The sequence below is a fragment of the Rhodoferax saidenbachensis genome, assembly GCF_031457975.1.
In the GTDB taxonomy this organism is placed as follows: Bacteria; Pseudomonadota; Gammaproteobacteria; order Burkholderiales; family Burkholderiaceae_C; genus Allorhodoferax; species Allorhodoferax saidenbachensis_A.
The window spans coordinates 186,476-213,187 of the sequence record NZ_JAVDXO010000001.1 but is presented as its reverse complement, the minus strand read 5'-3'; the positions used below and the strand labels follow the sequence as shown (position 1 = coordinate 213,187).

The following is a 26,712-nucleotide window of genomic DNA, read 5'->3' as shown; positions in this document are numbered from 1 at the left end:
CCGCCCACACTCCCCCATGCGCACCACCAAAGCCCAACAAGCCCAAAGCCACCGCCTGCTGATCCGCACGGCGGTCGACCTGATGACCCAGCACGGGTTTGAGGGCACCACCATGAAGCAGATCGCCCGCGCCGCCGAGCTGGGCGACGCCACCATCTACAAGTACTTCCCCAGCAAAGAGAAACTGGTGCTGGCCTACTTTGAGCAAGCCGTGGAGGACGCGCTGGTCCGCATGCGCAAGACCAAGGGGCTGGACAAATTTTCATTGCAAGAGCGCATGCAGCTGCTGGTGGACCACCTGCTGGAAACCCTGCTGCCCGACCGCGAGTTTGTGGCCCTGGCGCACCAGCTGCTCAACAAGACGCCGCTGGCCCTGCTCAGCGGTGCCCTGCCCGGCAAGGCACTGCTGCAGGCCGCATTTGCCGAGATGCTGGAGGCCGCGCAGGCCAGTGGCGAGATGCCGCCTTGCGGCTTTCAGGGCAGCCTCTCCAGCCTGATGGCGGACTATGTCTACGCGGTGGTGGGCTTCTGGTTACGCGACACGTCGGACGGCTTTGCTGACACCACGCGCATGACAGACCTGAGCCTGGGCGTGCTGACGCTGGCGCTGCGCAGCGGCCTGGTGGACCGGTTGTTGGAGTTGGGCGGCTTCATGCTGCGCAGCCAGCTGGCGCGCCTGCTGCAGCCCGGCGGCGGTTGGCTGGACCTGATGCAACGCGCCCGCCAGACCCTGCAAACCCCAAAAATGCCATGAATACCACCATCACCGAAACCCCGCTGCCCGTGCACAGCCAGATTGCCCAGCGCACCGCGGGCGCCGACTTTGCCGACTGCTACACCTTTGCCGACCCGAAGCCGGGCAGCAGCGCCATGGAGACCTACCAGGCCGTGATGGGCTACACGCCGGGCTGGATGAACTTTCTCATGTCGGTACGCAACCAGGCCGTGCGCCTGGTGGGCCTCAAGCACCTGGGCAGCCTGGAGGTGAAGATGCAGGCGCAAGACGCCAAGCCCGCCGCCCGCTACGCCGTGGGCGACCGCGCGGGCATCTTCAGCCTGTGCTACCTGTCGGCGCCTGAGGTCATCCTGTGCGATGACGACAAGCACCTGCGTGTGGAACTCTCGGTCTGTAAACACCAGCAAGACGGCCAGCCCATGGTGTCGGTCAGCACCGTGGTGCACAACCACAATGCGCTGGGCCGCGCCTACATGGCCGTCGTGGGGCCGGTGCACCGGCGCATCGTGCCCAAAATGCTGAGCCAATCCCTGCATGCCGCACGCACCGCGCACCAGTAAGCTCGCGCGCGGCGCCATCGTGGGTGCCGCGGCCGCACAGGCCGGTGCCACGCAGCTGGCACGCTCGGCCGCGCAGCTGGTGCAGCGCAATGCCAGCGCGGCCGACCAGGAAGCGGCCCGTGTGGAGCACGAGGCCAAGATGGGCCGTATTGCGTTCACCGCGCTGAACCAGCTCAAGGGCACGGCGCTGAAGGCATCGCAGCTGCTGAGCATGGAGCTGGGCCTGCTGCCCGAGGGTGTGCGCCAGCAGCTGGCGCGCGCGCACTACCAGGTCACGCCGCTGAACCGCGCGCTGGTGCTCAAGCTGCTGCGCCAGGAGCTGGGCGACAGCCCCGAGGCGCTGTTTGCCGACTTCGACCTGCAGGCCTTTGCCGCCGCCAGCCTGGGCCAGGTGCACGCGGCCACGCTGCACAGCGGCGAGGCCGTGGCCGTGAAGCTGCAGTACCCCGGCATGGCGGCGACCATCCAGAGCGACCTAGCCATGCTGCGCCTGCTGCTCAAGGGCATCAGCCTGGGGCCCGAAGCACTCCCCAATGCCGACATCCAGGCCCGTGTGATGGACAACATCGCCCAGACGCTGACACAAGAGCTGGACTATCTGCACGAGGCCGGCCAACTGCAGTGGTTTGCCAAAGCGTTGCAACACCCGCAGTTGGTACTGCCACAGCCACATATGGCCCGCACCACGCCGCGCGTGCTGACCATGCAACGCCTGCACGGCCTGCACTTGGCCGAATGGCTGGCCACCCGGCCCAGCCAGGCCCAGCGCGACCACTATGGCCAGTTGCTGTTTGACACCTTCATGCAGTGCGCCTGGGGGCTGCAGCGGCTGCAGGCCGACCCGCACGCGGGCAACTACCTGTTCATGGAGCAGGGCCAGCTGGGTTTGCTGGACTTTGGCTGCACGCGCGCGCTGTCACCCCTGTTTTGCGAGCAAGCCGCTAACGCCTGGAAGGCCGCACTGCGTGCGCCTAAGGACACGGCGGCACTGCGCAAGGCCTACCTCGCGCTGGACCTGATCGACCACGCACTGGACCAACACCGCTTTGAGACCGAACTGCTGCCCGCACTGGCGGGCTGGCAGGACTGGCAATGTCTGCCATTGCAGAGCGCGGTATACGACTTTGGCCAACTGCCCCCACCGCCCCAGCCGAATGCCGCCGCCCGGCGCGCCGCCACGCTCCACATGCACGCCCTGCCCCCAGACTTGTTGCACTTTGACCGCGCGCACATGGGACTGACCGAGATGCTACGCAGCCTGGGCGCCCGGGTACGCACCGCCAACCCCTGGATTTTTTAGGGGCGGAGAGTGATTTTGGTGGCACCATAGCCGCCATGAAGCTCATCCTGAAAATTGTTGGCGGCCTGTTCGCCCTGCTCCTGATTGCTGCGCTGGCGGTGGGCAGCTGGTATCTCTACAAAAAACAGCCTGTGCGCAGCGGCACGCTGCCGCTGGACCACCTGAGTGCCAAGGTCACCGTGCGCTACGACGAGCGCGGTGTGCCCCACATCGAAGCAGCGAACCAGACCGACATGTACCGTGCGCTAGGCTATGTGCATGCGCAGGACCGGCTGTTCCAGATGGAAATGGTGCGTCGGCTGGCCAAGGGCGAGTTGGCCGAAATTCTGGGCCCCAAGCTGCTGGACACCGACAAGCTGTTCCGCACCCTTGGCATACGCGCCCGCGCCAAGGCCATGGCAGCCGCGATGGACATGAGTACACCAGCCAACAAGGCCCTCTTGGCCTACCTGGACGGCGTAAACCAGTACCAGGACCACAACCGCTCGCCCGTGGAATTCGACATCCTGGGCATTCCCCACACGCCCTTCACGCCCGAGGACACAGTGGCAGTGTCAGGCTACCTGGCCTACAGCTTTGCTGCGGCGTTTCGCACCGAGCCGGCCATGACCTTCATCCGCGACAAGCTGGGCGCCGACTACCTGCGCGTGTTTGACATCGACTGGCACCCCGAAGGCGTGCTGGCGCCGACCACGGCGCTGAAAGACAACGACTGGAAAGGCCTGAACCGCATCGCCCAGGTCAGCCAGGAGGCCATGGACCTGGCCAGCATCCCGCTGATGGAAGGCAGCAATGCCTGGGCCATCTCGGGCAAGCGCACGGTCAGCGGCAAGCCGCTGCTGGCGGGCGACCCGCACATCGCGTTTTCCACCCCCAGCGTCTGGTACGAGGCCCACCTGAGCGCGCCCGACTTTGAGTTGTATGGCCACTTTCAGGCCCTGAGCCCGGCCGCGCTGCTGGGCCACAACATGGACTTTGGCTGGAGCCTGACCATGTTCCAGAACGACGACATGGACCTGATCGCCGAGAAGGTGAACCCCGACAACGCCCAGCAGGTCTGGCACAACAACCAGTGGGTGAACCTGGAAACCCGTACCGAGACCATCACGGTCAAGGGGGCTGCGCCTGTGCAGCTCACCCTGCGCCATTCGCCCCACGGCCCCATCATCAACGATGCGTTCAAAGACAGCCTGGGCGACACGCCCATTGCCATGTGGTGGGCCTATCTGGAAACCGAGAACCCCATCCTGCAGGCGTTTTATGAACTGAACCGCGCCGACACGCGCGACAAGGCGCGCGAAGCGGTCAGCAAAATCCATGCGCCGGGGTTGAACATCATGTGGGCCAACGCCAAGGGCGACATCGGCTGGTGGGCCGCGGCCAAGCTGCCCCAGCGCCCCGTGGGCGTGAACCCCACCTTCATCCTGGACGCAGCGAAGGGCGAGGCCGAGAAGCCCGGTTTCTATGCCTTCACCTTCAATCCGCAGGAAGAAAACCCGGCGCGCGGTTACATCATGTCGGCCAACCACCAGCCCAAGCCCAGCAGCGGCGTGCCCGTGCCCGGTTACTACAACCTGGCCGACCGCGCCCAGCGCCTGGACAGCGTACTCAGCAACCCCAAAATTCGCTGGGACACCCAGGCCGCACAGGCCCTGCAACTGGACACCAGCAATGGCTATGGGCTGCGGGTTCTCAAAGACCTGATGCCGGTGCTGCAGTCCGTGGTGACCGACCCGAACGACAAGGCCTTTCTGGAGCCCCTGACCAAGTGGGACGGCAACTACACCACTGACAGCATTGCCCCCACGCTGTTTACGCAATTGATGTACGAGCTGGCCAAGAGCGCCATGGAAGACGAGATGGGCGAGGTGCAGTTCAAGAACCTGCTGAAAACCCGTGCGCTGGACTTTGCCCTGCCCCTGCTGGTGGCCGATGCCAATTCCCCCTGGTGGGACAACAAGAACACCAAGGCGGTGGAAAGCCGCTTTGAGACCGTGCGCATTGCCTGGGTCAACACGCTCAAGCACCTGCAAGGCCTATACGGCACCAGCCTGCTGGACTGGCGCTGGGGTGCGGCCCACACGCTGACCCACAACCACCCGCTGGGCCGGCAAAAGCCGCTGGACTGGCTGTTCAACGTGGGCCCCTTCCCGGTGCCCGGCGGCCGCGAGACGCCTAACAACCTGTCCAACGCCATTGGCCCGGCCCCCTGGGCCGTTAGCTACGGCCCCTCCACGCGGCGCGTGATCGACTTTGCCGATGCCAGCCAGTCGGTGGGCATCAACCCGGTGGGGCAAAGCGGTGTGCGGTTTGACAAGCACTACGCCGACCAGGCCGAGCGCTATGCGGCAGGCGCCTATGTGCCGCAGCACCTGGACGAAGACGACGTCAAGGCCCACACGGAAAGCACGTTGACACTGAAGCCGGGGCGCTAGCCCCCGGCCAGCAGGTCGCGCAGCTCGGTCAGGCTGGCCACGGTGGCGTGGGGCTGCTGGGCGTAGCTCCACAGCGTTTCGCTGCGGTTCACCCACACAGCCTGCATGCCCACCCCCAGAGCGCCCAGCACATCCAGCGCCGCGTCGTCCCCCACGTGCAGGATGGCCTCGGGCGGCACGCCCAGCGCATCGGCCGCAGCATGGAAGATGCGCGGGTCGGGCTTGCCCACGCCGGCATCGCGTGCGCTCACACTGCCTTTGAAGTAGCCGCCCAAGCCCACTTTGTTTACATCGGCATTGCCGTTGGACACGGCGTAAATCGGCCAGCGCGCAGCCATCCACTCCAGCGTGGCAATGGCATCGTCAAACAGCTCCACGCGCATGCGCTCGGCAAAGAACAGGTCGAAGGCGGGGTCGGCCAGGTCGGTGTCGTCGCCCGTGCGCTCCAGCGCCAGGCGAATGGATTCGCGGCGCAGCACGCTCAGGTCGTGCGCCTGGGCGGCCCACTTCTGCTCGGTGGCTTCGCGGATACTGCGCCGCTCATGCGGATCGGCATACAGCGTGGCGGTGGCCGGTGCGTACTGTTGCAGCCACGCATGCAACACCTTTTCCGCACGTTCAATACAGGGCCAGATCGGCCACAAGGTGTCGTCGAGATCGAGGGTGATTGCGCGGATGGAAGAAAGTGCCAGCATAGGTGCGGGAGAATACCGCATGCTTCTCACCTCCCCCTTCCAGCCCGAGCCTCCTTACACCCATGGCCAGGTGCCCCGCACCGCGGTGCTGCTGTGCAACCTGGGCACGCCCGATGCGCCCACGCCCCAGGCCGTGCGCCGCTACTTGGCGGAGTTTTTGAGTGACCCGCGCGTGGTGGAAATTCCGCGCCTACTGTGGCTGCTGATCCTGCACGGCATCATCCTGCGCACGCGCCCGGCCAAGTCGGCCGCCAAGTACGCCAGTGTGTGGACGAAGGAAGGCTCGCCGCTTAAGGTTTGGACGGAGAAACAGGCCAAGCTGCTGCAAGGCTGGCTCGGCCAGCGCAACCACCAGGTCAAGGTGCGCTGGGCCATGCGCTACGGCAGCACGTCGATTGCCTCGCAGTTGGACGCCATGAAGGCCGAGGGCGTGACCCGCGTGCTCATCGTGCCGGCCTACCCGCAGTACAGCGCCACCACCACGGCCAGCCTGTGCGATGCGGTGTACACCTGGGCCACCAAGACCCGCGCCATCCCCGAGTTCCGCTTCATCAACCGCTACCACGACGACGCGGGCTACATCGCCGCGCTGGCGAGCAGCATTCAGCGCTACTGGAAGGTCAATGGCAAACCCGACAAACTGCTCATGAGCTTTCACGGCGTGCCCGAACGCACGCTGCAGCTGGGCGATATGTACCACTGCGAATGCCACAAGACCGCGCGCCTGCTAGCCGAAGCACTGAACCTGGGCAAGGACCAATACCAGGTCAGCTTCCAGTCCCGCCTGGGCCGCGCCAAGTGGCTGGAGCCCTACACCGAACCCACGCTGATTGCGATGGGCAAGGCCGGCGTGAAACGCGTGGACGTGGTCTGCCCCGGCTTCAGCAGCGACTGCCTGGAAACGCTGGAAGAAATCAACATGGAAGGCCGCGAGGCATTCAAACAAGCAGGCGGCAAGGAGTTCCACTACATCCCCTGCCTGAACGACGACCCCGAGTGGATCACCGCGCTGTGCAACCTGACGCAGAAGCATCTGCAGGGGTGGCCCACGCTGGAGGTTCCGGATGCGGCGGTGCTGCAGACATCAAGAAAAGCTGCGGTGAAGATGGGGGCCAAGCAGTAGGCTCTTCATTACTGCTTTATGCCTCTAGCCCCCGTGGAATATGCGCCATCAGCTACTAAAGTGATAGCAATTTAGTGAGCCTGGTCTGCCACCAGCTTGTCTGCCGCCTGAACAGCCTCATCCCGGGTCGGCCAGGTCTTGTCGCTGCCTTGCAGCGGCGGCAGAGACTCCACGTGAATGACCTCGATGGTCCAAGGACCATCAGGGAAGTGACACAGCTTGGCCATGTAATGCCGCCCACCCGCGACACCTGGGACGTATTCCTCGATCGGCTCTGGATCTTCTATTTCCATCAGGTTTCTTTCCAAATTTCGATGATCCGCAACCCGCTGCGCGCTGCTCAATCCTTGAGATCCACACCCAAGGCGCTGAGCTTCTTGGCATACGAATCCCTGCGCTTTGCAGCCTTTGCCGCCGTTTCGACAGCAACCTGAATCGCCTTGGGCCCCTTTTTTCCAGCCGCTTTGATCAATCCGAACTTGTGCGCAGCCTCGGCCTCCGCCCTGCGGAAAGTAGCGATGAGTTCGGCATGGGCGGCGGATGGGTTCACAGGGAATTCTCGGTATCTAAAACGTTATTCTCTGTGTTTTTTCGAGCACATCACCATTGAGGGCAAGGTGACGTTGCCGGGTTGCGAGTGATTGGTTTGGAAAATGTAGGTGGGCTGCTTTGTGGGGATTGCCGACACTGAAAGAACTACCTAGGTTGGCTACTGCGTGGTTCATTCAGGTAGTTGGGCGAGTTGATGGATGGCGATAATCCATATTCACACAAAAGTTGTTTGCCAATGAATCTCCCTCCAACTTCGAAAGAGCTTCGCTCGGCATCACTTGTAGCCGCCATTTTGTCTTTAATATCACTGGCTGATGCTTGGATGGTCTTTGCGGCGGGTAGCTTGAAGAATGTATCGTGCAGTGGAATTCACCAACGCCTTTTTTGTACAGCTGGGTCAGCGCTGGGGTACCTATTTCAACCAAACTCCCCTTGGCTTGGTTACGTCCTATTTGAATGCCTTATTGGACTATTCATATTTTTCGTCGCTTTGAAGGCCTATTTGCGAAGCTAAGAAAGACGGTTAATTGCGGCTCCACATCTATACGGCATTTAAGACCGCTTTCAGTCTGCAGACGTCCAGGGCTGCGGCCGAAAACAGTCTTCTAGCGGTGGGGTTCAGTCTGATACGCTTCAATGACACTTCCATACATTTTTCGTTAGCAGTCTTATGGATACTCAGCACACTCCTATTCTCAAGCGCGTCGGCGCTGTCTTGTTGGTAGTCGGCTTGATCGACATTGCGGTGATGATTTACTGCATTGCCAACCGCATTTCGTATTCGTCGAGCTTCAACATATTTGCGGTAATCGCTGGCATCTTTCTGCTGTGTGGCAGTCTTCGGGCGGCTTCATTAGTTCGGTGGTTCGCTGTTTTCATGCTTGCAGCTTTCGTTGCATTGCTGATTGCATGGCCCTTCATGCAGCCCTTCGCCCTTACGCTCACACAGTTCCGCCTTAATCCGGGTACGTCGTTCGCCACGTTCACGTTTATGGTGTTCGTTCTAGGCCTCTTGGTCTGGCTATTTAGGGAACTTGGGCGCGAACCAGTCATGGCCGCCCGTGCCAGCGCTGGGAGAAAACAACGAGACATGCGCATTCCCGCAGCAGCAGGCGTTGGGTTGGTCATTGTCATGGGCACCTTCATGGCCCTCTTACTCGGCGGTGAATCGGCGGACCGCGCGAAGTCCATAGCTGAGCAGCAGGTCGGCCCAGGCTATCGTCTCCACGTCAGTTCGCTAAACATCGCCAAGAACAATAAAGGCACATTTGTTTCTGGTGTTGTCACAGCCTGGAAGGACAACGAAATTCTGGACCTCCCAGTGCATTGGGAGGAGCGGTGAAACTGTTAACTTATCATTCCACCGGACCTGCGCAAGAAGCCACGTAGGCCGGTGTATTCAGACGTTAACGACTGCTTCGGAACGCATTGAATGTCTGCAGTCAGTCTGCAGACGCCTCCACTTCGTGGCGGAAGCGGTCATACCATCAATACCTCATGCGGCTGATAAGCACTGATCGTTAGTCCGCAGTAAAGAAATACGGTTCCGCGCCGGGCAACGAACAAATACAGGCAGAGAAATGGAACCACATTTGAAGACCGCCCAGGCACATAGATTTTTGGCGCTGGCCTACTTATTTCTTACCGTAGTTGGAGCGGCAGGGCTCTGGTTGTTGGGTCACATCGTTAAGAGTAGTGAGCAATCGAAGGTCATTCAGGTTCTGCTGCTCCTGTTGATGGGGGGCTGCATATTATTCGCCCTTCATTTTGTTATCGCGACCGGCGCAAAGAGGAAAAAGCCCTGGGCTCGCATCATGACTAACTTGGTAGGTATCGTCATGTTGTTTGCGTTCCCGGTTGGCACCGTTGTGGGCGCGTATTTGATATGGACCGGGGTTGAAAAGTGGGGCGATTCATGAAGGCGTCAATCGACTGTCCGCAATCAGCGGCAAAAACGGACACTCAACGGCCGCTGTAGGTTTTCTAGGTAACTTTTGAAAACAAGAGCTCAAATGCATCAACAGGAACAGAGCGAAATCTCGATTCAGATACCTAGAAATCCGTGGATACTTTTCATGGGCGTCTGGATGCTCCTAGGCAGCACGCTTCAGTCCAACAGCGTCGCCTTTAAAGCGGTGTGTGCACTGATCAACGTCGCACTGCTTGCAACATGGTGGTTATCCCGAGTCGAAAAAGTTGTCATCTCATTCCGCGCGAGGGAGGCAATCTTTTTTTACTCCGCCTTGAATCCGGTTCGCAAATTTAAAACCATCTCTCTGCGTGAATTCACCAGGGTTTACGCGAGCCCATTTGCAAGAAATGCTGGTTGGTCTATCCACCTCAGTGGCCCCAAAGGCCAACACCTGCTGCTTGCCAGATTGCACGCTCTGTTCGGTCGCTCCATGAGAGACGATGCGGTTTTGGATATCTGCGAAAGCATTGCCAAAGGATTGAGCATTTTCAACGGCGGCGATGGAATGCGTCGATGATGCAAATGCAGGGAACAAATACGCCGGAAGACCAACAACTCGATATGGGAACAACTGCGCTGTGCCCGAGCTGTGGAATCGATTCAGTTATTGGTTCGAATTCTGGCCATCCAATCACAGCCGCATCCCTCTCGAAAATGCAACAACATTGGTTTTGATGGAGCGACCGGGAAACTACTTTCAATCTGAATCCGTCTAGACTGAAGACTGTCCTTCAAGTACGAACCGTTGACGGACCGCACGCATCGCCAGCAGATATCGAAGCATTGCGCGCGATAAAGTACCCAGTAAGCCGTCGATCTGCGGATAGACTTTGTTGCATTCAGCGCGGTGCTGACAGTCTCTTGCCGAGCCGCATCCAACATGAAATATCTTCGCCAGCTTCTTGTTCTTTTCGCAGCTGTCGCTTGCGCCCACATTGACGCGCAGACTACCAGCGCTTCGTCGCGCAGGCTCAATGACTCCCCGATTCCCGCGGCGTCGCATAGATCCATTGCGGAATCCAACGCGGCTGTTTTCAAGGCTTGCGCGGCCGCTCCGACAGTCAATGGCGCATGTCCGCTTGATGCGGTCTTCGGGCTATTCAAGCTCGCCCCGAACAACGACGTGCTGGACTTCAAGGTTTCAAACACGGTCCCTCTGGTGGTCAACCAAGGCTACGGATGGATCCTGAAGCTCAACCAGATGACTGGCAAGGTGCGCGTTCTCGAACGCATGACATTGCCGGAAGCCCCGAAGACGTGGGGCACTGGTGGCCAGCCGTACGGCACCTCCGCAGATCGCAGGACGATGTCGCTGGATGTGACCCTGACTATTTACAACGGCACCATCTCGAAGTCTTGGGACGTGGCTAGTGGCGATCCTCCCGGCCACTACCTGATCAGCGCGTTCATTGAGAATTCTGCCCCGGTGCAGTTCGAGTTCGATGTCATGGATCCGCGATGACCAACCGTCACATAGTGTCCAATACCCCCATGGACACCACCGAACGTACCGAGCAACGCATCACCGAACTGGAAATCAAGGCCAGCTTTGCCGAGGATGCGCTGGACCAGCTCGACAAGATCATTGTTCGCCAGCAAGAGCAGATTGACCTGCTGATTCGTGAACTCACGCACCTGCGCCAGCAGGCCAGCGAACCGGCTACGGCGCGCAACTTGCGTGACGAGCTGCCACCCCATTACTAACCTTTCAATGTTTAAACGGAGCCCCGTATGAGCCTGCAAACCTGGTGGTTGTTTGTGATGATGACGTTTGTGGTGTCTGCCACGCCCGGCCCGAACATGCTGCTGGTAATGAGCACCAGCGCGCGCCAGGGGCTGCGCACTGCCGTGATCAGCATGGCGGGTTGTATGACGTCCCTGATGCTGATGCTGGGCCTCTCGGCCGCGGGGCTGGGTGCGCTGCTGCAGGCCTTCCCTGCCGTGTTTGACGCCTTGCGCCTGGTGGGCGCCGGCTATCTGGCCTACCTAGGCGTGCAAGTCTGGCGCTCGCCCGTGCAAGAAACCACCGAAGCACCTACGGACACCACTGCCGCCTCCGCACCACCGGCCAACGCCTGGGCGCTGTACCGACAAGGCGCGCTGGTGGCGGCCAGCAACCCCAAGGCCATTCTGTTTGCTGCGGCCTTCTTCCCCCAATTCATCCACCCCGAGCAACCGCAGTTGCTGCAGTTCGCCATTTTGCTGGGCACCTTTGCGGTGATAGAAGTGAGTTGGTATTTTGTGTACGCCGCAAGCGGCAAGAAGCTGGCGCACTATCTGCGCCGCGCCAGTGTGATGAAGACCTTCAACCGGGTGACTGGGGGGGTGTTTGTAAGCTTTGCCGCGCTGATGGCCAGCACGCGCTAACGATTCACCGGGCTAGGCCAGGCCTTGGCGCCTGGAGTCTTTTTCCTGGTACATGCAGAGGTCGCAGCGGTGCAGCCAGGTGTCCAGCGCATCGCCTGCTTCGGCCCCGGCCACGCCCACGCTGGCGGTGACTTCCAAGCCTGGGTGTAAACCATCCCAATCAAAGCTGCGGATGGCATCGTGGATACGTTGGGCTAGGCCCTCGGCATCGCGTTCCTCCACGTGCGCAAAGGCCACCACAAACTCATCGCCCCCCAAGCGCACCGGCACATCGCCGTCGCGCACAAAGCTGCGCAGGATATTGGCGATGGACTTCAAAACCAAGTCGCCCACGCGGTGCGAGAAGTTGTCATTGATGAGCTTGAAGTGGTCCACATCCACAAACGCCATGGCGGGTGACAGGCGACGCTCCTGGCCCTTGCGTAGGACTTCGGGCACCATGTCTTCCAAGTGGCGGCGGTTGTAGAGACCAGTCAGCGCGTCTTCCAGCGCCAACTGCTGCAGGCGCTGGGTTTCTTCCGCCAACCTGCGGGCGTTGGCATTATTGGCGCGGGCCTTGAGTTGCCATTCAATGCGTTCTTCGCGGCTGCGGATGGCCTCCAGGCGGAGGTTGTTCTCACGCAGCTTGAGCGCGCGTAAAAAGGCCTGTGCCAGCCGGTCTTTACCCTGGGCCGACAGCACCTGGGTGCTGAGCAAGTAGGCAATGCCCACCATATGTTCGTTGTCGATCTGGTTGGCCAGCTCCAGCATGCGCTGCGCCTGGGCTTCAGCCTGCGCCCAGTCTTCACGGGCCCACGCAATTTCGGTGCGCAGCCAGATTTCCATCAGCGTGACAGACGGGTTGCTGTCACCGCGCGCCTGGGCGCTTTGGGCAAAGTCAGCGTTTTGTTGGGCCAGGTCCCACTGGCCCAACCAGCAAGCTTCAAAACCATCGACCAGACCCAGCATCACCTGGGTCTTCACAAAGGCACCCTGGAGCACCAGCAAGTTGCTGGGTACCTGGGCGGCACGGGCGTGGGCATGGCGCAGATCGGTCAGCCGGTTGAGGGAGCGAAATTCGCCGTGGTAGTAGCGATCAAAAAAGCAGCGCGTGATTTCCATGGCGCGCTGGTTGATGCGCGGCAGGTACGACTCGATCCACAGGCCGTTGGCATCGAGCAGATCGATGGCGTACTGCAGCGCGGCGTCGGCCTTGTCAAAGCTCCAGGCGCAGGCATAGGCCACACCCAGGTAGTTGTAAGACATGGCAACCGGCAGCGGTGCACCGCCTTCGTTGAGTTTGGCCGCCAGCAAAGCCGCATCCACACCCTCTTCGCTGTGCCCCATCACGCTCAGGGTGTGGGCAACGACGGACAGCGCCTCGGCCTCGCCCGCAAGGTCCCCCACCAATTGAAACAAAGCAGCCGCACGTTGGGCGGTTTCTTGCGCCCGACGAAAACGCGACACCATACGGTCCCCATGCGCCAGGCACAGCAGCGCCTGGGCTTGGGCCTGCAGATCCAGGGTGTTTTGCGCGTGTTGCAACGCGGCTTTGGACAGCGACTGACTCTGGGCCACGTCGCCCCGGTCCAGTGCACGCTGGGCCTGGAGCAACAGCGAGAGCACGGGTACTGTCTCGGGGGGCAGGTTGGACGCGGACATAAGCACGATGGTTGGGGCGTTGGGCCTGAAAAAAGCTGATAGCGCAGGGTAATCCCCTATACCCGAACCTGTCACTCCCCCAAACGGGTGAATTTGCAACCGTTGATTACGAACCAACCAGTGCCAATGCCTTCACCTGGGCCCATACGGACTGCCCCACCGACAGCCCCAAAGTGTCCACCGCCCGCTGTGTAACCCGCGCCAACAGGGGCGTTGCGCCACATGACAGTTGCACGACCGCCTGCGACGGATGGGTGTCCGGCGCGATTGTGACAACTACACATGGCAACACATTTTGTATGCTTGTGTAACCCGGTGGCTGCGTAGCAATGCTTACATCCCGTGCCAACACGCGCAGACGCACGCGATGACCCTGTGGTAGGCCCGGGTCACTGATCCACACGCTGCCGCCGTCAAAGGCAATGAGCGCGAGGTGCCAAGTGGTGTCTATCGCCAGCACATGGCCGTCTAACAACGCCGCAGCGTCTTCACCCACGCGCACGGGCCCATCCACTTGGGCCAACACCCGCGCCGTGGGGCCGCTAGCGCGCACTTGGCCCTGCTCCAGCACCACCAGGGTGTCCGCCAGGCGGGTGACTTCCTCCATGGCGTGGGTGACGTACAGCATGGGAATGTGCAACTCATCGCGCAGCCGCTCCAGCCAGGGCAGGATGTCCTGACGGCGCGCCGGGTCCAGCGAGGCCAAAGGCTCGTCCAGCAACAGCAGCTCGGGCTGGGTGGCCAGTGCGCGGGCAATGGCCACGCGCTGGCGCTCACCGCCCGACAGCGCCTGGGTACGGCGGTGTAGCAGCGGCTCCAGACCCAACAGCGCGATGGCATTCTCCAGCGCCAGCAAAGACTCACCCTGCCCTGCACCACGGCGTGCACGCTTTTGGGCATAGGCCAGGTTGGCCCGCACGTCCAAGTGGTCGAACAGACTCGCCTCCTGAAACACATAGCCCACGGGGCGGCGCCAGGCAGGCAGTGTGATGCCCTCTGCGTCGTCTTGCCACACCTGACCATTGATGTGGATATGCGCCTGGGCCGCCTGTTCCAGCCCGGCCACACAACGCAGCACCGTGGTCTTGCCCGAGCCGGAGGTGCCAAACAGCACGGTGATGCCGCGCGCGGGCAAGGCCAGGTCCACATCCAGCGTAAACCCGGGGCGCGGCAGGCGCAGGCGAATCTGGTGGGGGGTCATGTTCATGTGCGCAACCGGCTGCCCCGCGGGTTGAGCCAGCCCAAGCCCAGCAGCACCACAAAGGAGAACAGCACCATGCCCGCGGACAGCCAGTGCGCCTGCGTGTACTGCAGGGCTTCCACATGGCCATAAATCTGGGTGGAGACCACACGGGTTTTGTCAGGGATATTGCCACCCAGCATCAGCACTACACCAAACTCGCCTACGGTGTGCGCAAAGCTCAACACCGCCGCGGTGACAAAGCCGGGACGCGCCAACGGCACGGCCACAGTGAAAAAGGCATCGAGCGGGCTGGCACGCAGCGTAGCCGCCACCTCCATGGGGCGGTTGCCCATGGACTCGAACGCGTACTGCAAAGGCTGCACCGCAAACGGCAGCGAATACACCACCGAGCCCAGCACCAGGCCCGCAAAGGTGAACGGCAGCAGACCAAGACCCATGGCCTGCGTAAGCTGGCCGATCGGCCCCTGCGGCCCCAGGCTCACCAGCAGGTAAAAGCCCAACACCGTGGGCGGCAGCACCAGCGGCAACGCCACCACCGCGCCCACCGGCCCGCGCCAGCGCGAGGCCGTGCGCGCCAGCCACCACGCCAACGGCGTGGCCAGCAGCAACAGCAGGCAGGTGCTCAGCGTGGCCAGACGCAAGGTCAGCCCGATGGCACCCAGGTCGTCAGGGCTCATAACCAAAGCTGCGGATCACCGCCTTGGCCGCATCGCTGCGCAGAAAGACCATGAAGGCCGCAGTCGCCGCGTTGTCTTTGCCAGCGTTCAGCACGATGGCATCCTGGCGCAGCGGCGTGTGCAAGTTCGTGGGCACCACCCAGGCCGAGCCCTCGGCAATTTTGCCGTCCACCATCACCTGCGACAGCGCCACAAAACCCAACGTAGCGTTGCCGGAGGACACAAATTGGTAGGTCTGGCCAATGCTTTCACCCTGCACCAGCTTCGGGCCCAGGCTGGCGGCCACGCCCAGCTTGGTCATCACCTCCACAGCGGCAGCACCATAAGGTGCAAGCTTCGGGTCGGCCAGTGCCAGGTGCTCAAAGCGGCCGCTGCGCAGCACCTCGCCCTTGTCGTCCACCACACCGCTCTGGCGGCTCCACAGCACCAGGCGGCCCGTGGCATAGGTGAATTGCGATGCCGCCACGCCCGCCCCCTCTTTGCCCAGGCGCGTGGGCGTTTCATCGTCCGCCGACAGCAGCACCTGGAAGGGCGCGCCGTTCTTGATCTGCGCGTACAGCTTGCCGGTGGACCCCACCACCACCGTGGCCTTGTGGCCGGTGGCCGCAGCAAAGGCCGCGGCAATTTTTTGCACCGGAGCGCTGAAGTTGGCAGCCACAGCCACCGTCACTTCTTCGGCATGCAGGGCGTTGCTCGCAAGCAGGGCCAGCACACCGGCCCAGCGCAGAATAGATTTGATCGGAGTCATGGAAATTTCGCTATTCCAAAAAAGGATAGCGTAGCATAGCCAGCATGACAACTTCTTCTCCTTTGAGCGGCTCCGCGTTGGCTGGTGCGCTGGGCCACGAGGTCGCTGACAAGCGGCTGGACATCCTGCGCCGCATTGGCCAGGTGGGCTCGATTTCTGAAGCCGCGCGCGGCGCCGACGTGAGCTACAAGGCCGCCTGGCAAGCCATTGACACGCTGACCAACCTGGCCGGCGCCCCGCTGGTGGAGCGCACCGTGGGCGGCAGTGGCGGTGGCGGCGCGCAGCTCACGGCCACGGGCCGCCAACTGCTGGATGCCGCCGACACGCTGGCCGCACTGCGCCATCAGGCGCTGGCCCAGGTGGCGCAGCGCAGTGATGCACAAACGGGCGTGGTGCCTCGCCTGGCCGGGTTAGGCCTGCGCACCAGCATGCGCAACCAGTTGCCCTGCCAGGTGCTGGCGCTGCAGCGCGCCGGGCGTGCCATGCAGGTGCGCCTGGGCCTGAGCGACGGCAGCACCCTGGTCTCCCGCATCACGCGTGAAAGCGCGGAGCTGCTGAGTCTGGCGGTGGGCAACGAGGTGTTGGCGCTGGCCAAGGCCACGGCGGTGGCCGTGGTGGCCGCCCCCGCCAAGGCAGCAACCTTGCCCAACCGGTTGCATGGCACGGTGGCGCGGTTGGCGCGCTCTACCGCGGGGGACGAAGTGGTGCTGACGCTGGCCTGCGGCCTGCAGATGGTGGGCTTTGCCGCAGCAGGCCTGCAGCTCAAGGTGGGTCAGGCCGCCGTGGTGGTGTTTGACGATGCGGCCGTGGTGCTGGCGATCGATAGCTAGGCGGGCATGCGGCCAATGACCGCGGAAGACAGTTGGATACGCTATGAAAAAAGGAGCTGGTCCCGCATATTCCACGCGGGCTACAGCTCCTTTTAATGCCTAAGCGCAGGCTCAGGCGGCTAACGCAGACTTTTTCGAGAAATGCTTGGCCACGCGGGGCAGCACCAGAACCGCCAACACGATGATCAGCAGGATCAGCGACACAGGGCGCTGCAGGAAGATCAGGGCACTGCCCTCGCCGATCGACATAGCGTTGCGCAGCTGGGCCTCGGCCAAGGGGCCCAGGATCATGCCCACGATCACGGGTGCGGTGGGGAAGCTGAAGCGCCGCATCACCAAGCCCAGCACGCCAATGCCGTACAGCAGGAACAGGTCAAACGCGCTCTGGCGCATGCCGTAGGTACCCACCGTGGCAAAGATCAGGATGCCAGCGTACAACTGGGCCTTGGGCACCTTGAGCAGCTTGACCCACAGGCCCACCAGCGGCAGGTTCAGCACCAACAGCATCACGTTGCCGATGTAGAGCGATGCGATCAGCGCCCACACCAGGGCCGACGAGCTGCTGAACAGCTGCGGGCCGGGCTGGATGCCGTAGTTCTGGAACGCGCCCAGCAGGATGGCCGTGGTGTTGGACACCGGAATGCCCAGCGTCAGCAGCGGGATCAGCGCGGTCGTCACCGTGGCGTTGTTGGCCGCCTCGGGGCCGGCCACGCCTTCGATAGCGCCTTTGCTGCCGAATTCGGCCTGGTTTTCACCCTTGGCAAGTTTCTTTTCAGTGGCGTAGCTCAGGAAGGTCGGAATCTCGGTGCCGCCCGCGGGAATGCAACCAAACGGCGCCCCGATGGCGGTACCGCGAATCCACGCCGGGATAGAGCGCTTCCAGTCGCTCTTCGTCATGGTGACCCGGCTCATCTTGTTCTCGGACTCAACCACCTTGCCTTCAAATAGCACGGCGTGCAGCGCCTCGGACACGGCAAACAAGCCCACCGCCACCAGCACGATTTCCACACCGTCCAGCAGTTCGGGCACATTGCCCGTGTAGCGCGCCTGGCCGGTGATCTGGTCCATGCCGATCAAGCCGGCCGCCAGGCCCACAAACAAGGCCGTCAGACCCCGCACCGTGCTCTGGCCCAGTACCGCGCTCACCGTGGTGAAGGCCAGCAGCATCAGGCAAAAGTACTCTGGGGGGCCCAACTTAACGGCGTATTCCGCCACCACAGGCGCAAACAGCGTGACCACGATGGTGGCAATGGTGCCGGCCACAAACGAGCCGATGGCCGAGGTGGCCAGGGCCGCACCAGCGCGGCCGCTCTTGGCCATCTTGTTGCCCTCCATGGCCGTGACCATGCTGGCGGTTTCACCGGGCGTGTTGAGCAGGATGGAGGTGGTCGAGCCACCGTACATCGCGCCGTAGTAAATACCGGCGAAGAAGATCATCGAGGCCGTTGCGTCCACCTTGGTGGTGATGGGCAGCAGCATAGCCACGGCGGTGGCCGGGCCAATGCCGGGCAGCACGCCCACGGCCGTGCCGAGTGCGCAGCCCACAAAGGCCCACAGCAGGTTCACCGGCGTGCCCGCCGTAATGAAGCCCTGTAAAAGTTGGTTCCAGATATCCATCACAGCCATCCACTTTGAGTCAAGCCTGGCAAGTTAATGGCCAGGAACTTGGTAAACATCCAGTACACCGGGGCGGAGATCAGCAGCCCCACCACAGCGTCCAGCAGCCAGGGCCGTAGGCCATTGCCTGCCTTGCCCTGCGCCTGCCGCATACCGCGAGACGCCAGCACAAAGCACAGCGCACAGCTAAAGACAAACCCGATGGTGGTGATCAGGGCCGCGTTGATCAGCAGCCCTGCCGACATCCAGACAAAGCCCATCCAGTAGGGTGGCTCGTCTCCGTCGGCGTCATCCATGTCACGAAAGCCGCCCGTGGCCGCTTCCCACACCAGAAAGCCACCGCAGGCCAGCAAGGCCAGTGACACCAACCAGGGCAAAAAGTCGGGCCCGATACCGGCATAGCCGGCCTCCGAGGGGATGATCCAGGCGCCGATGGCCAGCCCAACGGCCAGCACCAAGACGCCCACCCCCACCAGCATCTGCTGGCGCAGTTGGGTGGTTTGCAGCATCAGACCATTCCCGACAGGTGCATGATGCCGCGCAGGCTGGCGAATTCGTTGTCCACAAAGTCGTCAAAAGCCTTGCCGGTCAGCAGTGCGGGGGTCCAGCCGTTTTTCTCCAGCGACTCGGCCCAAGACTTGGACTTGGTGGCCTTCACCACCAGGTCGGTCAACTCGGCACGTTGCTCGGGGGTAATGCCGGGCGCGCCATAGACCGCACGCCAGTTACCCAGCACCACGTCAAAGCCCTGCTCCTTCATGGTGGGCACGTTGATGCCGGGCAGGCGTTTTTCCGACGTCACGCCAATGGCGCGCATCTTGCCCGCGGTGATGTACTCCGCAAACTCGCTGTAGCCGCTGCCACCCACGGTGACGTTGCCGCCCAAAATGGCCGCAGTGGCTTCGCCGCCGCCACGGAAGGCCACGTAGTTGACCTTCTTGGGGTCCACGCCCACTTTGGTGGCCAGCATGGAGGCGCAGATGTGCTCGGTAGAGCCGCGCGAGCCACCGCCCCACTTCACGCTGCCAGGGTCTTTTTGCATCTGGGCGACCACGTCCTTCATGGTCTTCAGGGGGGAGTCGGCTGGCACCACAAACACGTTGTACTCGCTGGTGATGCGGGCAATGGGTGTGGCCTTGTCCAGGGACACAGCGGGCTTGCCGGTGATGATGCCGCCCACCATCACCGCGCCGGTGATCATGATGGAGTTCACATCGCCCTTGCTGGCGTTGACAAACTGGGCCAGGCCGATCACGCCGGCTGCACCGCCCTTGTTTTCGTACTGCACCGTATCTGCCACCTTGGCGTCGATCATGGCCTTGCCCAGGGCACGACCGGTTCCGTCCCAGCCACCACCGGGGTTGGCCGGAATCATCATTTTCAGGTTGGCGGCCGCACGAGCGGTCAGGGGCAAGGCACCGGCAGCGGCCAGCACGGCCATGGATTTGAGGAAAGTATCGCGACGCATGGGGAGTCTCCTTTGTGTGATGACAGCACCTATGATGCGTGGCGAGCCTGTCAAACGGCTGTCCTTTTTTCTAGGTAAAAACCCCAGTTTCCGCCCGCCACCCCGCTGTCCTGCCATGCATTTGCTGCTGATTGAAGACGACGCTGCCCTGCACACCACACTCCAGCGCAGCCTGGTGCGTGCCCGGCTGCGGGTGGATGTGTGCAGCGATGGCGCGCAGGCCCTTGCCGCCTGGCAAACGCTGGAGCCTGACGTGGTGGTGCTGGACCTGAGCCTGCCCGGACGCGACGGCCTGGACGTGCTCAAGGATGCGCGTGCGGCCGGCCTCAAGACGCCGGTACTCATATTGACCGCCCGTGGCACCGTGGGCGACAAGGTGCTGGGCCTGAACGCCGGCGCCGACGATTACCTGCCTAAACCCTTTGACCTGGACGAACTCGAAGCCCGCGTGCGCGCCCTGCACCGCCGCCACGGCGGCGCCATAGCAGCCGGGGGCGACGCCCAGGTGGGCAGCCTGCGGCTGGACCGCGCCAGCGGCGCGATCTACCACCGCCATGAGGTGCTGGACCTGACCCCGCGCGAGCTGGCCCTGATGTCCGCCCTCATGGCCCGTCCCGGGCACGCCGTGCCCAAGGAACGCCTGTTTGAAGTGGTGTTTCCGGGCGAGGCCGATGTGCAGTTTGAAGCGATTGAGGTGGTGGTCTACCGCCTGCGCAAAAAGCTCAGTGCTACAGGCGTGCAACTCGTTACCCTGCGCGGCCTGGGCTACCTGCTGAAAGTGGCCGCCTGAGATGACAGGCCCCGCGACCAGTCTGTCGCTGCGCCGAAGCCTGCTGCTGGGTATTTTGTTGCCCATTCTGCTGTTCGTGGTGGTGGACACCATCAGCCTGTACCGCCAGGCACTGGGCGCCGTCAACACTGCGTACGACCGCACGCTGCTGGCATCGGCCAAGGCCATTGGCGAGTTGCTGGACATTGAAGGCGAAGGCAGTCAGGCCCGCCTGCGGGCGCTGGTGCCCTACTCCGCGCTGGAAGCCTTTGAAGCCGACAACCGCAGCCGCATGGTCTACCGCGTGTCCGATGCCAAGGGCGCTTGGGTGGACGGCGATGCCGACCTCGCCGCCTGGCGCGGCACCCTGCCCAACCAGGGGCCGTATGCGGCGCTGGTGGACTTTTACGACGACAGCTTCCGCGGCGACGCAGTGCGCGTGGCCGTGTTGCTGCAACCCGTGGCCAGCGGGCGCGAGCGCACCATGGCCATGGTGCAGGTGGCCGAAACCCTGGAGCTGCGCCGCACGCTGGCGCGGCAGATCCTGGTCGACACGCTGCAACGCCAGGCCATTCTGATCACCGTGATTACCGCGGTGGTGCTGATCGTGGTGCAGCGGGTGACACGCCCCGTGCGGCGCCTGAGCAGCAACCTGCAGCAGCGCTCGGAAGACGACCTGACGCTGCTGGAGGCGTCTGACCTGCCGCGTGAGATTCGTCCACTGACCGACGCGACCAACCAGGTCATGCAGCGCCTGCAGCACCTGCTGGACCACCAAAAGCGCTTTGTGCGTGACGCCGCCCACCAGTTGCGCACGCCGCTGGCCGTGCTCAAGGTGCAGGTGCAATCCGCCCTGCGGGGCGATGTGGACCAGACTGAGGCGCTGCAGGAGATTCAGGTCACCGTGGACCGCGCCACCCAGTTGGCCAACCAGATGCTGTCGCTGGCCAAGGTGGAGCAGGTCAAGCAGCAGCAGGACTTTGCACCCATGGACTGGTCCGACGCGGTGCGCGCAGTAGCACTGGATGTGGCCCCCCTGATTGCCGAGAAAGACCTGGACTTTGACATCCACACCGTGCCCTGCCGGGTGCATGCCCACGAATGGATGCTGCGTGAAATGGCGCGCAACCTGCTGCACAACGCGGTGCGCCTGACGGCCCACGGCGGCCGCCTGAACGTGCAGATGGCGCTGACCGATGGAATGGCCGAACTCACCATCCACGACAGCGGCCCCGGTATCTCGGACGAGCTGCGCATGCGCCTGTTTCAGCCGTTTGCGGCGGGTCACGCCCATTCAGGCTCCGGCCTGGGCCTGACCATCACGCGCGAGATGGTCCAGGCCCTGGGGGGCAGCATCCAACTGACCAACCGCTATGCGCACGGCCTGCTCACCGGGCTGGACGCCAGCGTGCGCCTGCCGCTGTACCGGCCCACGTCGTTACACTGACGCTCACACCATGGAATCCACCCGCATCGACAAGTGGCTTTGGGCCGCCCGCTTCTTCAAAACTCGCTCGCTGGCCACCGACGAGGTCAACAAGGGCCATGTGCAAATGTCGCAGCATGACGTCAAACCCTCCAAGGAAATCCGGGCGGGTGACGTGGTGACCATCTGGCAGGCCAAGATCCCGCGCACCGTGGTGGTCAAGGGCGTGAGCGAGCAGCGCGGACCGGCCCCCGTGGCGCAGCAGTTGTACGAAGAAACGCCTGAGAGCGTGACCAAGCGCACCGAGATGGCCGAGCGCAACCGCCTGGCCGCCGAACCGGCCCACGCCATCGAGCATGGCCGCCCCACCAAAAAGGACCGGCGCGAGCTGCAAAAGGGCTGGGATTCGCGCTGGAGCGCGTCCATAGACTCCTGACCCTACAGCGGCGCCAGCGTATGGATTGCGGCGATAATTGCGTTCCGCCGAACCTGGCTTGGCCCAGCGTGCCGGCAGCACACACCATGAAAGCTGTTTTTCCATGACCGCCCTCTCCCCCGTCCCCATTTCCCCGGTTGAAGACATCGTCGCCGACATGCGCGCGGGTCGCATGGTCATCCTGGTGGACGAAGAAGACCGCGAAAACGAAGGCGACCTGGTCCTGGCGGCCGACCATGTGACGGCCGACGCCATCAACTTCATGGCCAAGTTTGGCCGTGGCCTGATCTGCCTGACCCTGACCCGTGAGCGCTGCGAGCTGCTGAAATTGCCCCCCATGGCCACGCGCAATGGCACCAAGCACAGCACCGCCTTCACCGTCTCCATTGAAGCCGCCGAGGGCGTGACCACAGGCATCTCCGCCGCCGACCGCGCCCGCACCGTGCAGGCCGCCGTGGCAAAAAATGCCGTGGCCAATGATCTGGTGCAGCCCGGCCACATCTTCCCGCTGCAGGCGGTGGACGGCGGCGTGCTCATGCGCGCAGGCCACACCGAAGCCGGTTGCGACCTGTCAGCCATGGCCGGCTGCACGCCCGCCGCCGTGATCTGCGAGATCATGAAGGACGACGGCACCATGGCCCGCCTGCCTGACCTGCAGCTGTTTGCCGCCGAGCACGGACTGAAGATCGGCACGATTGCCGACCTGATCGAACACCGCAGCCGCAACGAATCGCTGATCGAAAAGCTGGGCGTGCGCCCCATGCAAACCGCCTACGGCGAATTCACCGCCCACGCCTTCCGCGACACCACGGGCCAAGGCGTGCACCTGGCCCTGGTCAAAGGCAGCTGGACGGCCGACACCGTGGTGCCGGCCCGCGTGCACGAGCCGTTGTCGGTGCTGGACGCGCTGGAAATCAACCGCTCCATGCACAGCTGGAGCCTGGACACCGCGCTGGCCCACATTGCCAAGGAAGGCAAGGGCGTGCTGGTGCTGCTGAACTGCGGTGAAACCGGCGAACAACTGCTGGCCCAATTTGAAGGCACAGCCCGTGCATCGCAAGCGCCCGAGCGCGGCCGCATCGACCTGCGCACCTACGGCATTGGCGCGCAGATCCTGCTGCAATGTGGTGTGCACAAGGTACAACTGATGGGCAGCCCGCGCCGCATGCCCAGCGTGACGGGCTACGGCCTGGAAATCGTCGGCTATATCTGTAAATAAGGAAGACTCCACTATGTTTGGCGCAGACAAAGGCACCACTGCCGAAGACCGTTTAAACGGCAAAAAACTCTCTATCGGCATCGTGCAGGCACGTTTCAACGCCAGTGTGACTGACGCACTGGCCGCCGCCTGCAAAGCCGAGCTGGTCGCACTAGGCGTATCGGATAAGGATATTGACCACGTGACCGTGCCCGGCGCATTGGAAGTTCCCGTGGCCCTGCAGGCCATGGCCGAAAAAGGCAAATACGACGCGCTGATCGCCCTGGGCTGCATCATCCGCGGCGAGACCTACCACTTTGAGCTGGTGGCCAACGAATCTGGCTCTGCCGTAACCCGCCTGGCGCTGGACTACCAACTTCCCATCGCCAACGCGATTTTGACCACCGAAGACATGCCCCAAGCCATTGCCCGCCAAGACGAAAAAGGCCGCGATGCAGCCCGCGTGGCGGTGGAAATGGCGAACCTGCTGGAAAGCATTTAATGAGCGACACCCCCTCTTCCTCCGCCGCGGCCAAGCGCCCTCCCCGCCAGTCCCGCACCGGGCTGACGGCCACCGGCGCCCGCAAGGCCGCCGGCAAATCCAACCGCACCCGTGCGCGCGAATTTGCACTGCAAGGCCTGTACCAAAGCCTGGTGGGCCGCAACACGGTGGAGGAGATCGACCCGTTCACGCGCGACCTGGCTGGCTTCAGCAAGGCCGATGCGGCCCACTTTGACGCGCTGCTGCACGGCTGCGTAGAGCAAGCCGACCAGCTCGATGCACTCATTGTTCCGCTGCTAGACCGCCCGCTGGCCGAGATCTCGCCGGTGGAGCGCGCCGTGTTGTGGATTGGCGTGTACGAATTCCAGCACTGCCTGGATGTGCCATGGCGCGTGGTGCTCAACGAGTGCGTGGAACTGGCCAAGGAATTTGGCGGCACCGATGGCCACAAGTACGTGAACGGCGTGCTCAACGGTCTGGCGCCCAGCCTGCGCACCCTGGAAGTGGAAGCCGACAAGGCCAAGACACCCCGCAAGGCCTGATGGGCGGCCGCGCACCCATGCAGATATCGTCCCGCGCACAAAACATTGAGCCGTTTTATGTGATGGAAGTAGCCAAGGCCGCTTCGGCCCTGGCCGCCCAGGTGGCGCACACCGATGCGCCCATGGTGTTCCTCAACATCGGCGAACCCGACTTCACCGCGCCCCCCCTGGTGCAAGAAGCGGCGCAGCGCGCGGTGCACCACGGCCATTCCCAGTACACCGCCGCCACCGGCCTGCCCCAACTGCGTGAGCGCATCAGCGCCTGGTATGCCAGCCGCTTTGGCGTGCAGGTGCCGGCTAGCCGCATTGTGGTCACGGCAGGCGCATCGGCGGCACTGCACTTGGCCTGCCTAGCGCTGATCGAGTCGGGCGACGAGATTTTGATGCCCGACCCCAGCTACCCCTGCAACCGCCACTTTGTGAGTGCGGCCGAGGGCAAAGCAGTCTTGATCCCCACCACCGCTGAGGAGCGCTTTCAGCTCAGCGCGGCCAAGGTGGAAGCCGCCTGGGGCCCGCGCACCCGCGGCGTGCTGCTGGCATCGCCCTCCAACCCCACGGGTACATCTATTCACCCTGACGAGCTGCGGCGCATCCACCAGGTGGTGCAGGCACGTGGCGGCATCACGATGGTGGATGAGATTTACCTGGCGCTGAGCCATGACGCGCAGTTTGGCCAGACGGCGCTGGCGCTGGATGACCAGATCATCAGCATCAACAGCTTCAGCAAGTACTTCAACATGACGGGCTGGCGCCTAGGTTGGATGGTGGTGCCCGAAGCGCTGGTGAGCGTGGTGGAGCGCCTGGCGCAGAACCTCTTCATCTGCCCCAGCACCATTGCGCAGCATGCCGCACTGGCCTGCTTTGAAGACGCCAGCCTGGCGTTGTACGAGCAGCGCCGTGCCGAGTTCAAGGCCCGGCGCGACTACTTCATCCCCCAGCTCAATGCGCTGGGACTCACAGTCCCGGTCATGCCCGATGGCGCGTTCTACGCCTGGGCAGATTGCTCGGAACTTTGCCGCAAGCTGGGGATCAAGGACAGCTGGGACTTTGCCTTTGAAGTGATGAACCGCGCCCATGTGGCCACCACCCCGGGGCGGGACTTTGGTACTGCGCAAACCGTGCAGTTTGTGCGCTTCTCCACCGCCAGTTCGATGCAACAATTGGAAACAGCGATTACCCGCATCCGTGCGATGCTCTGACCCTTCACGCCGCGACCACCGATGAACCAAGACCTCTCCATTCTCCATTTGGTACTGAACGCCAGCCTCGTGGTGCAAGCCGTGATGCTGCTGCTGATGCTGGTGTCCATCACCAGCTGGGCCGCCATCTTTCGCAAGTTGTTTGCGTTGAACCGGGTGAAGGCCCAGAACGAAGCCTTTGAGCGCGACTTCTGGTCCGGCTCCAGCCTGAATGACCTGTTCACCACCGCCAGCAAAAATGCCGCGAACGGCGGCCCCATGGAACGCATTTTTGCCAGCGGCATGCGCGAATTCCAGAAACTGCGCGAGCGCCGCATAACCGACGTGGGCACGCTGATGGATGGCGCCCGCCGCGCCATGCGGGCCAGCTTCCAGCGCGAGATGGACGAGGTGGAAAGCAACCTGTCATTCCTCGCCTCCGTGGGTTCGGTCTCTCCGTATGTGGGCCTGTTTGGCACGGTGTGGGGCATCATGCATGCGTTCACCGGCTTGGCATCGCTGCAGCAGGTGACGCTGTCCACCGTGGCCCCCGGCATTGCCGAGGCGCTGGTGGCTACCGCCATTGGCCTGTTTGCCGCTATCCCCGCCGTGGTGGCGTACAACCGCTTTGCCCGCGACCTGGACCGCATCTCCATCCACCAGGAAACCTTCATCGAAGAGTTTTCCAACATCCTGCAGCGCAATGTCAGCGCCCAGGGCAGCGCCCCCCGCTGAA

30 protein-coding genes are annotated in these 26,712 nt (G+C 62.9%); 20 read left to right on the top strand and 10 right to left on the bottom strand.

All coding sequences use genetic code 11. The features are described 5' to 3' along the window. Positions 1–16 precede the first annotated feature (16 nt). The 4 genes from J2X15_RS01045 to J2X15_RS01030 are packed head-to-tail and all read left to right on the top strand — an operon-like array spanning position 17 to position 5,031. On the top strand, positions 17–754 hold the full coding sequence (locus J2X15_RS01045; protein ID WP_310338573.1) for a TetR/AcrR family transcriptional regulator: 738 nt from the start codon (positions 17–19) through the stop codon (positions 752–754). Next, on the top strand, positions 751–1,296 hold the full coding sequence (locus tag J2X15_RS01040; RefSeq protein ID WP_310338571.1) for a DUF2867 domain-containing protein: 546 nt from the start codon (positions 751–753) through the stop codon (positions 1,294–1,296). The genes J2X15_RS01045 and J2X15_RS01040 overlap by 4 nt, the downstream gene beginning before the upstream one ends. After that, the gene (locus J2X15_RS01035; protein ID WP_310338570.1) at positions 1,271–2,596 is read left to right on the top strand and encodes an ABC1 kinase family protein; all 1,326 of its coding nucleotides are present in this window, start codon (positions 1,271–1,273) and stop codon (positions 2,594–2,596) included. Before J2X15_RS01040 ends, J2X15_RS01035 begins: the two co-directional genes overlap by 26 nt. Positions 2,597–2,631: 35 nt before the next feature. Beyond that, positions 2,632–5,031: a penicillin acylase family protein gene (locus tag J2X15_RS01030; protein ID WP_310338567.1), complete on the top strand. Its 2,400-nt coding sequence runs from the start codon at positions 2,632–2,634 to the stop codon at positions 5,029–5,031. On the opposite strand, the gene J2X15_RS01025 is transcribed toward J2X15_RS01030, so the two are convergent. After that, a complete protein-coding gene (locus tag J2X15_RS01025; RefSeq protein WP_310338564.1) occupies positions 5,028–5,726 on the bottom strand; it encodes an HAD family hydrolase in 699 nt (232 codons plus the stop codon). The two genes, J2X15_RS01030 and J2X15_RS01025, sit on opposite strands and share 4 nt — an antisense overlap. A 19-nt stretch (positions 5,727–5,745) precedes the next feature. Between J2X15_RS01025 and hemH the strand changes: the two genes are divergently transcribed. Next, positions 5,746–6,849, top strand: coding sequence for a ferrochelatase (hemH, locus tag J2X15_RS01020; protein ID WP_310338562.1), 1,104 nt, complete (start codon positions 5,746–5,748; stop codon positions 6,847–6,849). 71 nt (positions 6,850–6,920) lie between these two features. Here the strand turns inward: hemH and J2X15_RS01015 are convergent, their stop codons facing one another. Next, positions 6,921–7,142 carry a hypothetical protein gene (locus tag J2X15_RS01015; RefSeq protein WP_310338560.1) on the bottom strand — a complete coding sequence of 74 codons (222 nt, stop codon included), beginning with the start codon at positions 7,140–7,142 and terminating at the stop codon, positions 6,921–6,923. Between the two features lie 47 nt (positions 7,143–7,189). Next, on the bottom strand, positions 7,190–7,399 hold the full coding sequence (locus J2X15_RS01010) for a hypothetical protein (RefSeq protein WP_310338557.1): 210 nt from the start codon (positions 7,397–7,399) through the stop codon (positions 7,190–7,192). A 672-nt stretch (positions 7,400–8,071) separates the two neighbouring features. On the opposite strand from J2X15_RS01010, the gene J2X15_RS01005 reads away from it, so the two are divergent. The 6 genes from J2X15_RS01005 to J2X15_RS00980 all read left to right on the top strand — a co-directional run bounded on the left by J2X15_RS01005 (position 8,072) and on the right by J2X15_RS00980 (position 11,740). Continuing rightward, positions 8,072–8,743: a hypothetical protein gene (locus tag J2X15_RS01005; RefSeq protein ID WP_310338555.1), complete on the top strand. Its 672-nt coding sequence runs from the start codon at positions 8,072–8,074 to the stop codon at positions 8,741–8,743. Between the two features lie 250 nt (positions 8,744–8,993). Then, positions 8,994–9,320 (top strand): hypothetical protein, encoded by a 327-nt coding sequence (locus tag J2X15_RS01000; RefSeq protein ID WP_310338553.1) that lies wholly within the window; start codon positions 8,994–8,996, stop codon positions 9,318–9,320. Positions 9,321–9,413: 93 nt separating this feature from the next. After that, positions 9,414–9,890, top strand: coding sequence for a hypothetical protein (locus tag J2X15_RS00995; protein ID WP_310338551.1), 477 nt, complete (start codon positions 9,414–9,416; stop codon positions 9,888–9,890). A gap of 363 nt (positions 9,891–10,253) precedes the next feature. Then, positions 10,254–10,835: a hypothetical protein gene (locus J2X15_RS00990; protein ID WP_310338548.1), complete on the top strand. Its 582-nt coding sequence runs from the start codon at positions 10,254–10,256 to the stop codon at positions 10,833–10,835. Then, a complete protein-coding gene (locus J2X15_RS00985) occupies positions 10,832–11,077 on the top strand; it encodes a SlyX family protein (protein WP_409034234.1) in 246 nt (81 codons plus the stop codon). The genes J2X15_RS00990 and J2X15_RS00985 overlap by 4 nt, the downstream gene beginning before the upstream one ends. Positions 11,078–11,104: 27 nt before the next feature. Continuing rightward, positions 11,105–11,740, top strand: a complete 636-nt coding sequence (locus J2X15_RS00980; RefSeq protein ID WP_310338545.1) for a LysE family translocator — start codon at positions 11,105–11,107, stop codon at positions 11,738–11,740. A 12-nt stretch (positions 11,741–11,752) separates the two neighbouring features. On the opposite strand, the gene J2X15_RS00975 is transcribed toward J2X15_RS00980, so the two are convergent. The 4 genes from J2X15_RS00975 to modA form a co-directional block, all read right to left on the bottom strand. Continuing rightward, entirely contained in the window at positions 11,753–13,381 is a 1,629-nt protein-coding gene (locus J2X15_RS00975; protein ID WP_310338542.1) for a GGDEF domain-containing protein, read from the bottom strand. Positions 13,382–13,487: 106 nt separating this feature from the next. Beyond that, positions 13,488–14,588, bottom strand: a complete 1,101-nt coding sequence (gene modC / locus J2X15_RS00970; RefSeq protein ID WP_310338540.1) for a molybdenum ABC transporter ATP-binding protein — start codon at positions 14,586–14,588, stop codon at positions 13,488–13,490. Further along, on the bottom strand, positions 14,585–15,262 hold the full coding sequence (gene modB / locus J2X15_RS00965; protein WP_409034233.1) for a molybdate ABC transporter permease subunit: 678 nt from the start codon (positions 15,260–15,262) through the stop codon (positions 14,585–14,587). The genes modC and modB overlap by 4 nt, the downstream gene beginning before the upstream one ends. Further along, the gene (gene modA, locus J2X15_RS00960; RefSeq protein WP_310338534.1) at positions 15,252–16,010 is read right to left on the bottom strand and encodes a molybdate ABC transporter substrate-binding protein; all 759 of its coding nucleotides are present in this window, start codon (positions 16,008–16,010) and stop codon (positions 15,252–15,254) included. Before modA ends, modB begins: the two co-directional genes overlap by 11 nt. Before the next feature lie 44 nt (positions 16,011–16,054). Here modA and J2X15_RS00955 point away from each other — a divergent pair, with 44 nt between their 5' ends. Continuing rightward, on the top strand, positions 16,055–16,840 hold the full coding sequence (locus tag J2X15_RS00955; protein ID WP_310338530.1) for a TOBE domain-containing protein: 786 nt from the start codon (positions 16,055–16,057) through the stop codon (positions 16,838–16,840). A 111-nt stretch (positions 16,841–16,951) separates the two neighbouring features. Here J2X15_RS00955 and J2X15_RS00950 read toward each other — a convergent pair whose 3' ends face one another. The 3 genes from J2X15_RS00950 to J2X15_RS00940 are packed head-to-tail and all read right to left on the bottom strand — an operon-like array spanning position 16,952 to position 19,925. Continuing rightward, entirely contained in the window at positions 16,952–18,457 is a 1,506-nt protein-coding gene (locus tag J2X15_RS00950; RefSeq protein WP_310338528.1) for a tripartite tricarboxylate transporter permease, read from the bottom strand. Next, positions 18,457–18,966 (bottom strand): tripartite tricarboxylate transporter TctB family protein, encoded by a 510-nt coding sequence (locus J2X15_RS00945; protein ID WP_310338524.1) that lies wholly within the window; start codon positions 18,964–18,966, stop codon positions 18,457–18,459. The genes J2X15_RS00950 and J2X15_RS00945 overlap by 1 nt, the downstream gene beginning before the upstream one ends. Continuing rightward, positions 18,966–19,925 carry a Bug family tripartite tricarboxylate transporter substrate binding protein gene (locus J2X15_RS00940; protein WP_310338522.1) on the bottom strand — a complete coding sequence of 320 codons (960 nt, stop codon included), beginning with the start codon at positions 19,923–19,925 and terminating at the stop codon, positions 18,966–18,968. Before J2X15_RS00940 ends, J2X15_RS00945 begins: the two co-directional genes overlap by 1 nt. A 115-nt stretch (positions 19,926–20,040) precedes the next feature. Here J2X15_RS00940 and J2X15_RS00935 point away from each other — a divergent pair, with 115 nt between their 5' ends. The 8 genes from J2X15_RS00935 to tolQ all read left to right on the top strand — a co-directional run bounded on the left by J2X15_RS00935 (position 20,041) and on the right by tolQ (position 26,711). Continuing rightward, the gene (locus tag J2X15_RS00935; protein ID WP_310338520.1) at positions 20,041–20,715 is read left to right on the top strand and encodes a response regulator transcription factor; all 675 of its coding nucleotides are present in this window, start codon (positions 20,041–20,043) and stop codon (positions 20,713–20,715) included. Position 20,716: 1 nt separating this feature from the next. Then, positions 20,717–22,141 (top strand): sensor histidine kinase, encoded by a 1,425-nt coding sequence (locus J2X15_RS00930; RefSeq protein ID WP_310338517.1) that lies wholly within the window; start codon positions 20,717–20,719, stop codon positions 22,139–22,141. A 10-nt stretch (positions 22,142–22,151) separates the two neighbouring features. After that, positions 22,152–22,556, top strand: a complete 405-nt coding sequence (locus tag J2X15_RS00925; RefSeq protein WP_310338514.1) for an RNA-binding S4 domain-containing protein — start codon at positions 22,152–22,154, stop codon at positions 22,554–22,556. 103 nt (positions 22,557–22,659) lie between these two features. Then, complete coding sequence (gene ribBA, locus J2X15_RS00920) at positions 22,660–23,775, top strand: bifunctional 3,4-dihydroxy-2-butanone-4-phosphate synthase/GTP cyclohydrolase II (protein ID WP_310338512.1); 1,116 nt, start codon at positions 22,660–22,662, stop codon at positions 23,773–23,775. Between the two features lie 13 nt (positions 23,776–23,788). After that, a complete protein-coding gene (ribH, locus tag J2X15_RS00915; RefSeq protein ID WP_310338509.1) occupies positions 23,789–24,256 on the top strand; it encodes a 6,7-dimethyl-8-ribityllumazine synthase in 468 nt (155 codons plus the stop codon). Beyond that, positions 24,256–24,798, top strand: coding sequence for a transcription antitermination factor NusB (gene nusB / locus J2X15_RS00910; RefSeq protein WP_310338507.1), 543 nt, complete (start codon positions 24,256–24,258; stop codon positions 24,796–24,798). Before ribH ends, nusB begins: the two co-directional genes overlap by 1 nt. 17 nt (positions 24,799–24,815) lie before the next feature. Then, positions 24,816–25,997 carry a pyridoxal phosphate-dependent aminotransferase gene (locus J2X15_RS00905; protein WP_310338505.1) on the top strand — a complete coding sequence of 394 codons (1,182 nt, stop codon included), beginning with the start codon at positions 24,816–24,818 and terminating at the stop codon, positions 25,995–25,997. Positions 25,998–26,018: 21 nt separating this feature from the next. After that, complete coding sequence (tolQ, locus tag J2X15_RS00900) at positions 26,019–26,711, top strand: protein TolQ (RefSeq protein WP_310338503.1); 693 nt, start codon at positions 26,019–26,021, stop codon at positions 26,709–26,711. The last annotated feature ends 1 nt before the right edge of the window (position 26,712 follow it).

Bases quoted from the DNA above. Each gene is read 5' to 3' on its own strand.
- modA (WP_310338534.1), bottom strand. From the start codon at position 16,010: ATGACTCCGATCAAATCTATTCTGCGCTGGGCCGGTGTGCTGGCCCTG.
- modC (WP_310338540.1), bottom strand. From the start codon at position 14,588: ATGAACATGACCCCCCACCAGATTCGCCTGCGCCTGCCGCGCCCCGGG.
- J2X15_RS00925 (WP_310338514.1), top strand. From the start codon at position 22,152: ATGGAATCCACCCGCATCGACAAGTGGCTTTGGGCCGCCCGCTTCTTC.
- J2X15_RS00980 (WP_310338545.1), top strand. From the start codon at position 11,105: ATGAGCCTGCAAACCTGGTGGTTGTTTGTGATGATGACGTTTGTGGTG.
- nusB (WP_310338507.1), top strand. From the start codon at position 24,256: ATGAGCGACACCCCCTCTTCCTCCGCCGCGGCCAAGCGCCCTCCCCGC.
- hemH (WP_310338562.1), top strand. From the start codon at position 5,746: ATGCTTCTCACCTCCCCCTTCCAGCCCGAGCCTCCTTACACCCATGGC.
- J2X15_RS01040 (WP_310338571.1), top strand. From the start codon at position 751: ATGAATACCACCATCACCGAAACCCCGCTGCCCGTGCACAGCCAGATT.
- J2X15_RS01005 (WP_310338555.1), top strand. From the start codon at position 8,072: ATGGATACTCAGCACACTCCTATTCTCAAGCGCGTCGGCGCTGTCTTG.
- J2X15_RS00995 (WP_310338551.1), top strand. From the start codon at position 9,414: ATGCATCAACAGGAACAGAGCGAAATCTCGATTCAGATACCTAGAAAT.
- J2X15_RS00940 (WP_310338522.1), bottom strand. From the start codon at position 19,925: ATGCGTCGCGATACTTTCCTCAAATCCATGGCCGTGCTGGCCGCTGCC.
- J2X15_RS00905 (WP_310338505.1), top strand. From the start codon at position 24,816: ATGCAGATATCGTCCCGCGCACAAAACATTGAGCCGTTTTATGTGATG.
- J2X15_RS00990 (WP_310338548.1), top strand. From the start codon at position 10,254: ATGAAATATCTTCGCCAGCTTCTTGTTCTTTTCGCAGCTGTCGCTTGC.
- J2X15_RS00930 (WP_310338517.1), top strand. From the start codon at position 20,717: ATGACAGGCCCCGCGACCAGTCTGTCGCTGCGCCGAAGCCTGCTGCTG.
- modB (WP_409034233.1), bottom strand. From the start codon at position 15,262: ATGAGCCCTGACGACCTGGGTGCCATCGGGCTGACCTTGCGTCTGGCC.
- ribH (WP_310338509.1), top strand. From the start codon at position 23,789: ATGTTTGGCGCAGACAAAGGCACCACTGCCGAAGACCGTTTAAACGGC.
- ribBA (WP_310338512.1), top strand. From the start codon at position 22,660: ATGACCGCCCTCTCCCCCGTCCCCATTTCCCCGGTTGAAGACATCGTC.
- J2X15_RS00985 (WP_409034234.1), top strand. From the start codon at position 10,832: ATGACCAACCGTCACATAGTGTCCAATACCCCCATGGACACCACCGAA.
- tolQ (WP_310338503.1), top strand. From the start codon at position 26,019: ATGAACCAAGACCTCTCCATTCTCCATTTGGTACTGAACGCCAGCCTC.
- J2X15_RS00975 (WP_310338542.1), bottom strand. From the start codon at position 13,381: ATGTCCGCGTCCAACCTGCCCCCCGAGACAGTACCCGTGCTCTCGCTG.
- J2X15_RS01045 (WP_310338573.1), top strand. From the start codon at position 17: ATGCGCACCACCAAAGCCCAACAAGCCCAAAGCCACCGCCTGCTGATC.
- J2X15_RS01025 (WP_310338564.1), bottom strand. From the start codon at position 5,726: ATGCTGGCACTTTCTTCCATCCGCGCAATCACCCTCGATCTCGACGAC.
- J2X15_RS00950 (WP_310338528.1), bottom strand. From the start codon at position 18,457: ATGGATATCTGGAACCAACTTTTACAGGGCTTCATTACGGCGGGCACG.
- J2X15_RS01015 (WP_310338560.1), bottom strand. From the start codon at position 7,142: ATGGAAATAGAAGATCCAGAGCCGATCGAGGAATACGTCCCAGGTGTC.
- J2X15_RS01035 (WP_310338570.1), top strand. From the start codon at position 1,271: ATGCCGCACGCACCGCGCACCAGTAAGCTCGCGCGCGGCGCCATCGTG.
- J2X15_RS01030 (WP_310338567.1), top strand. From the start codon at position 2,632: ATGAAGCTCATCCTGAAAATTGTTGGCGGCCTGTTCGCCCTGCTCCTG.
- J2X15_RS00945 (WP_310338524.1), bottom strand. From the start codon at position 18,966: ATGCTGCAAACCACCCAACTGCGCCAGCAGATGCTGGTGGGGGTGGGC.
- J2X15_RS00955 (WP_310338530.1), top strand. From the start codon at position 16,055: ATGACAACTTCTTCTCCTTTGAGCGGCTCCGCGTTGGCTGGTGCGCTG.
- J2X15_RS00935 (WP_310338520.1), top strand. From the start codon at position 20,041: ATGCATTTGCTGCTGATTGAAGACGACGCTGCCCTGCACACCACACTC.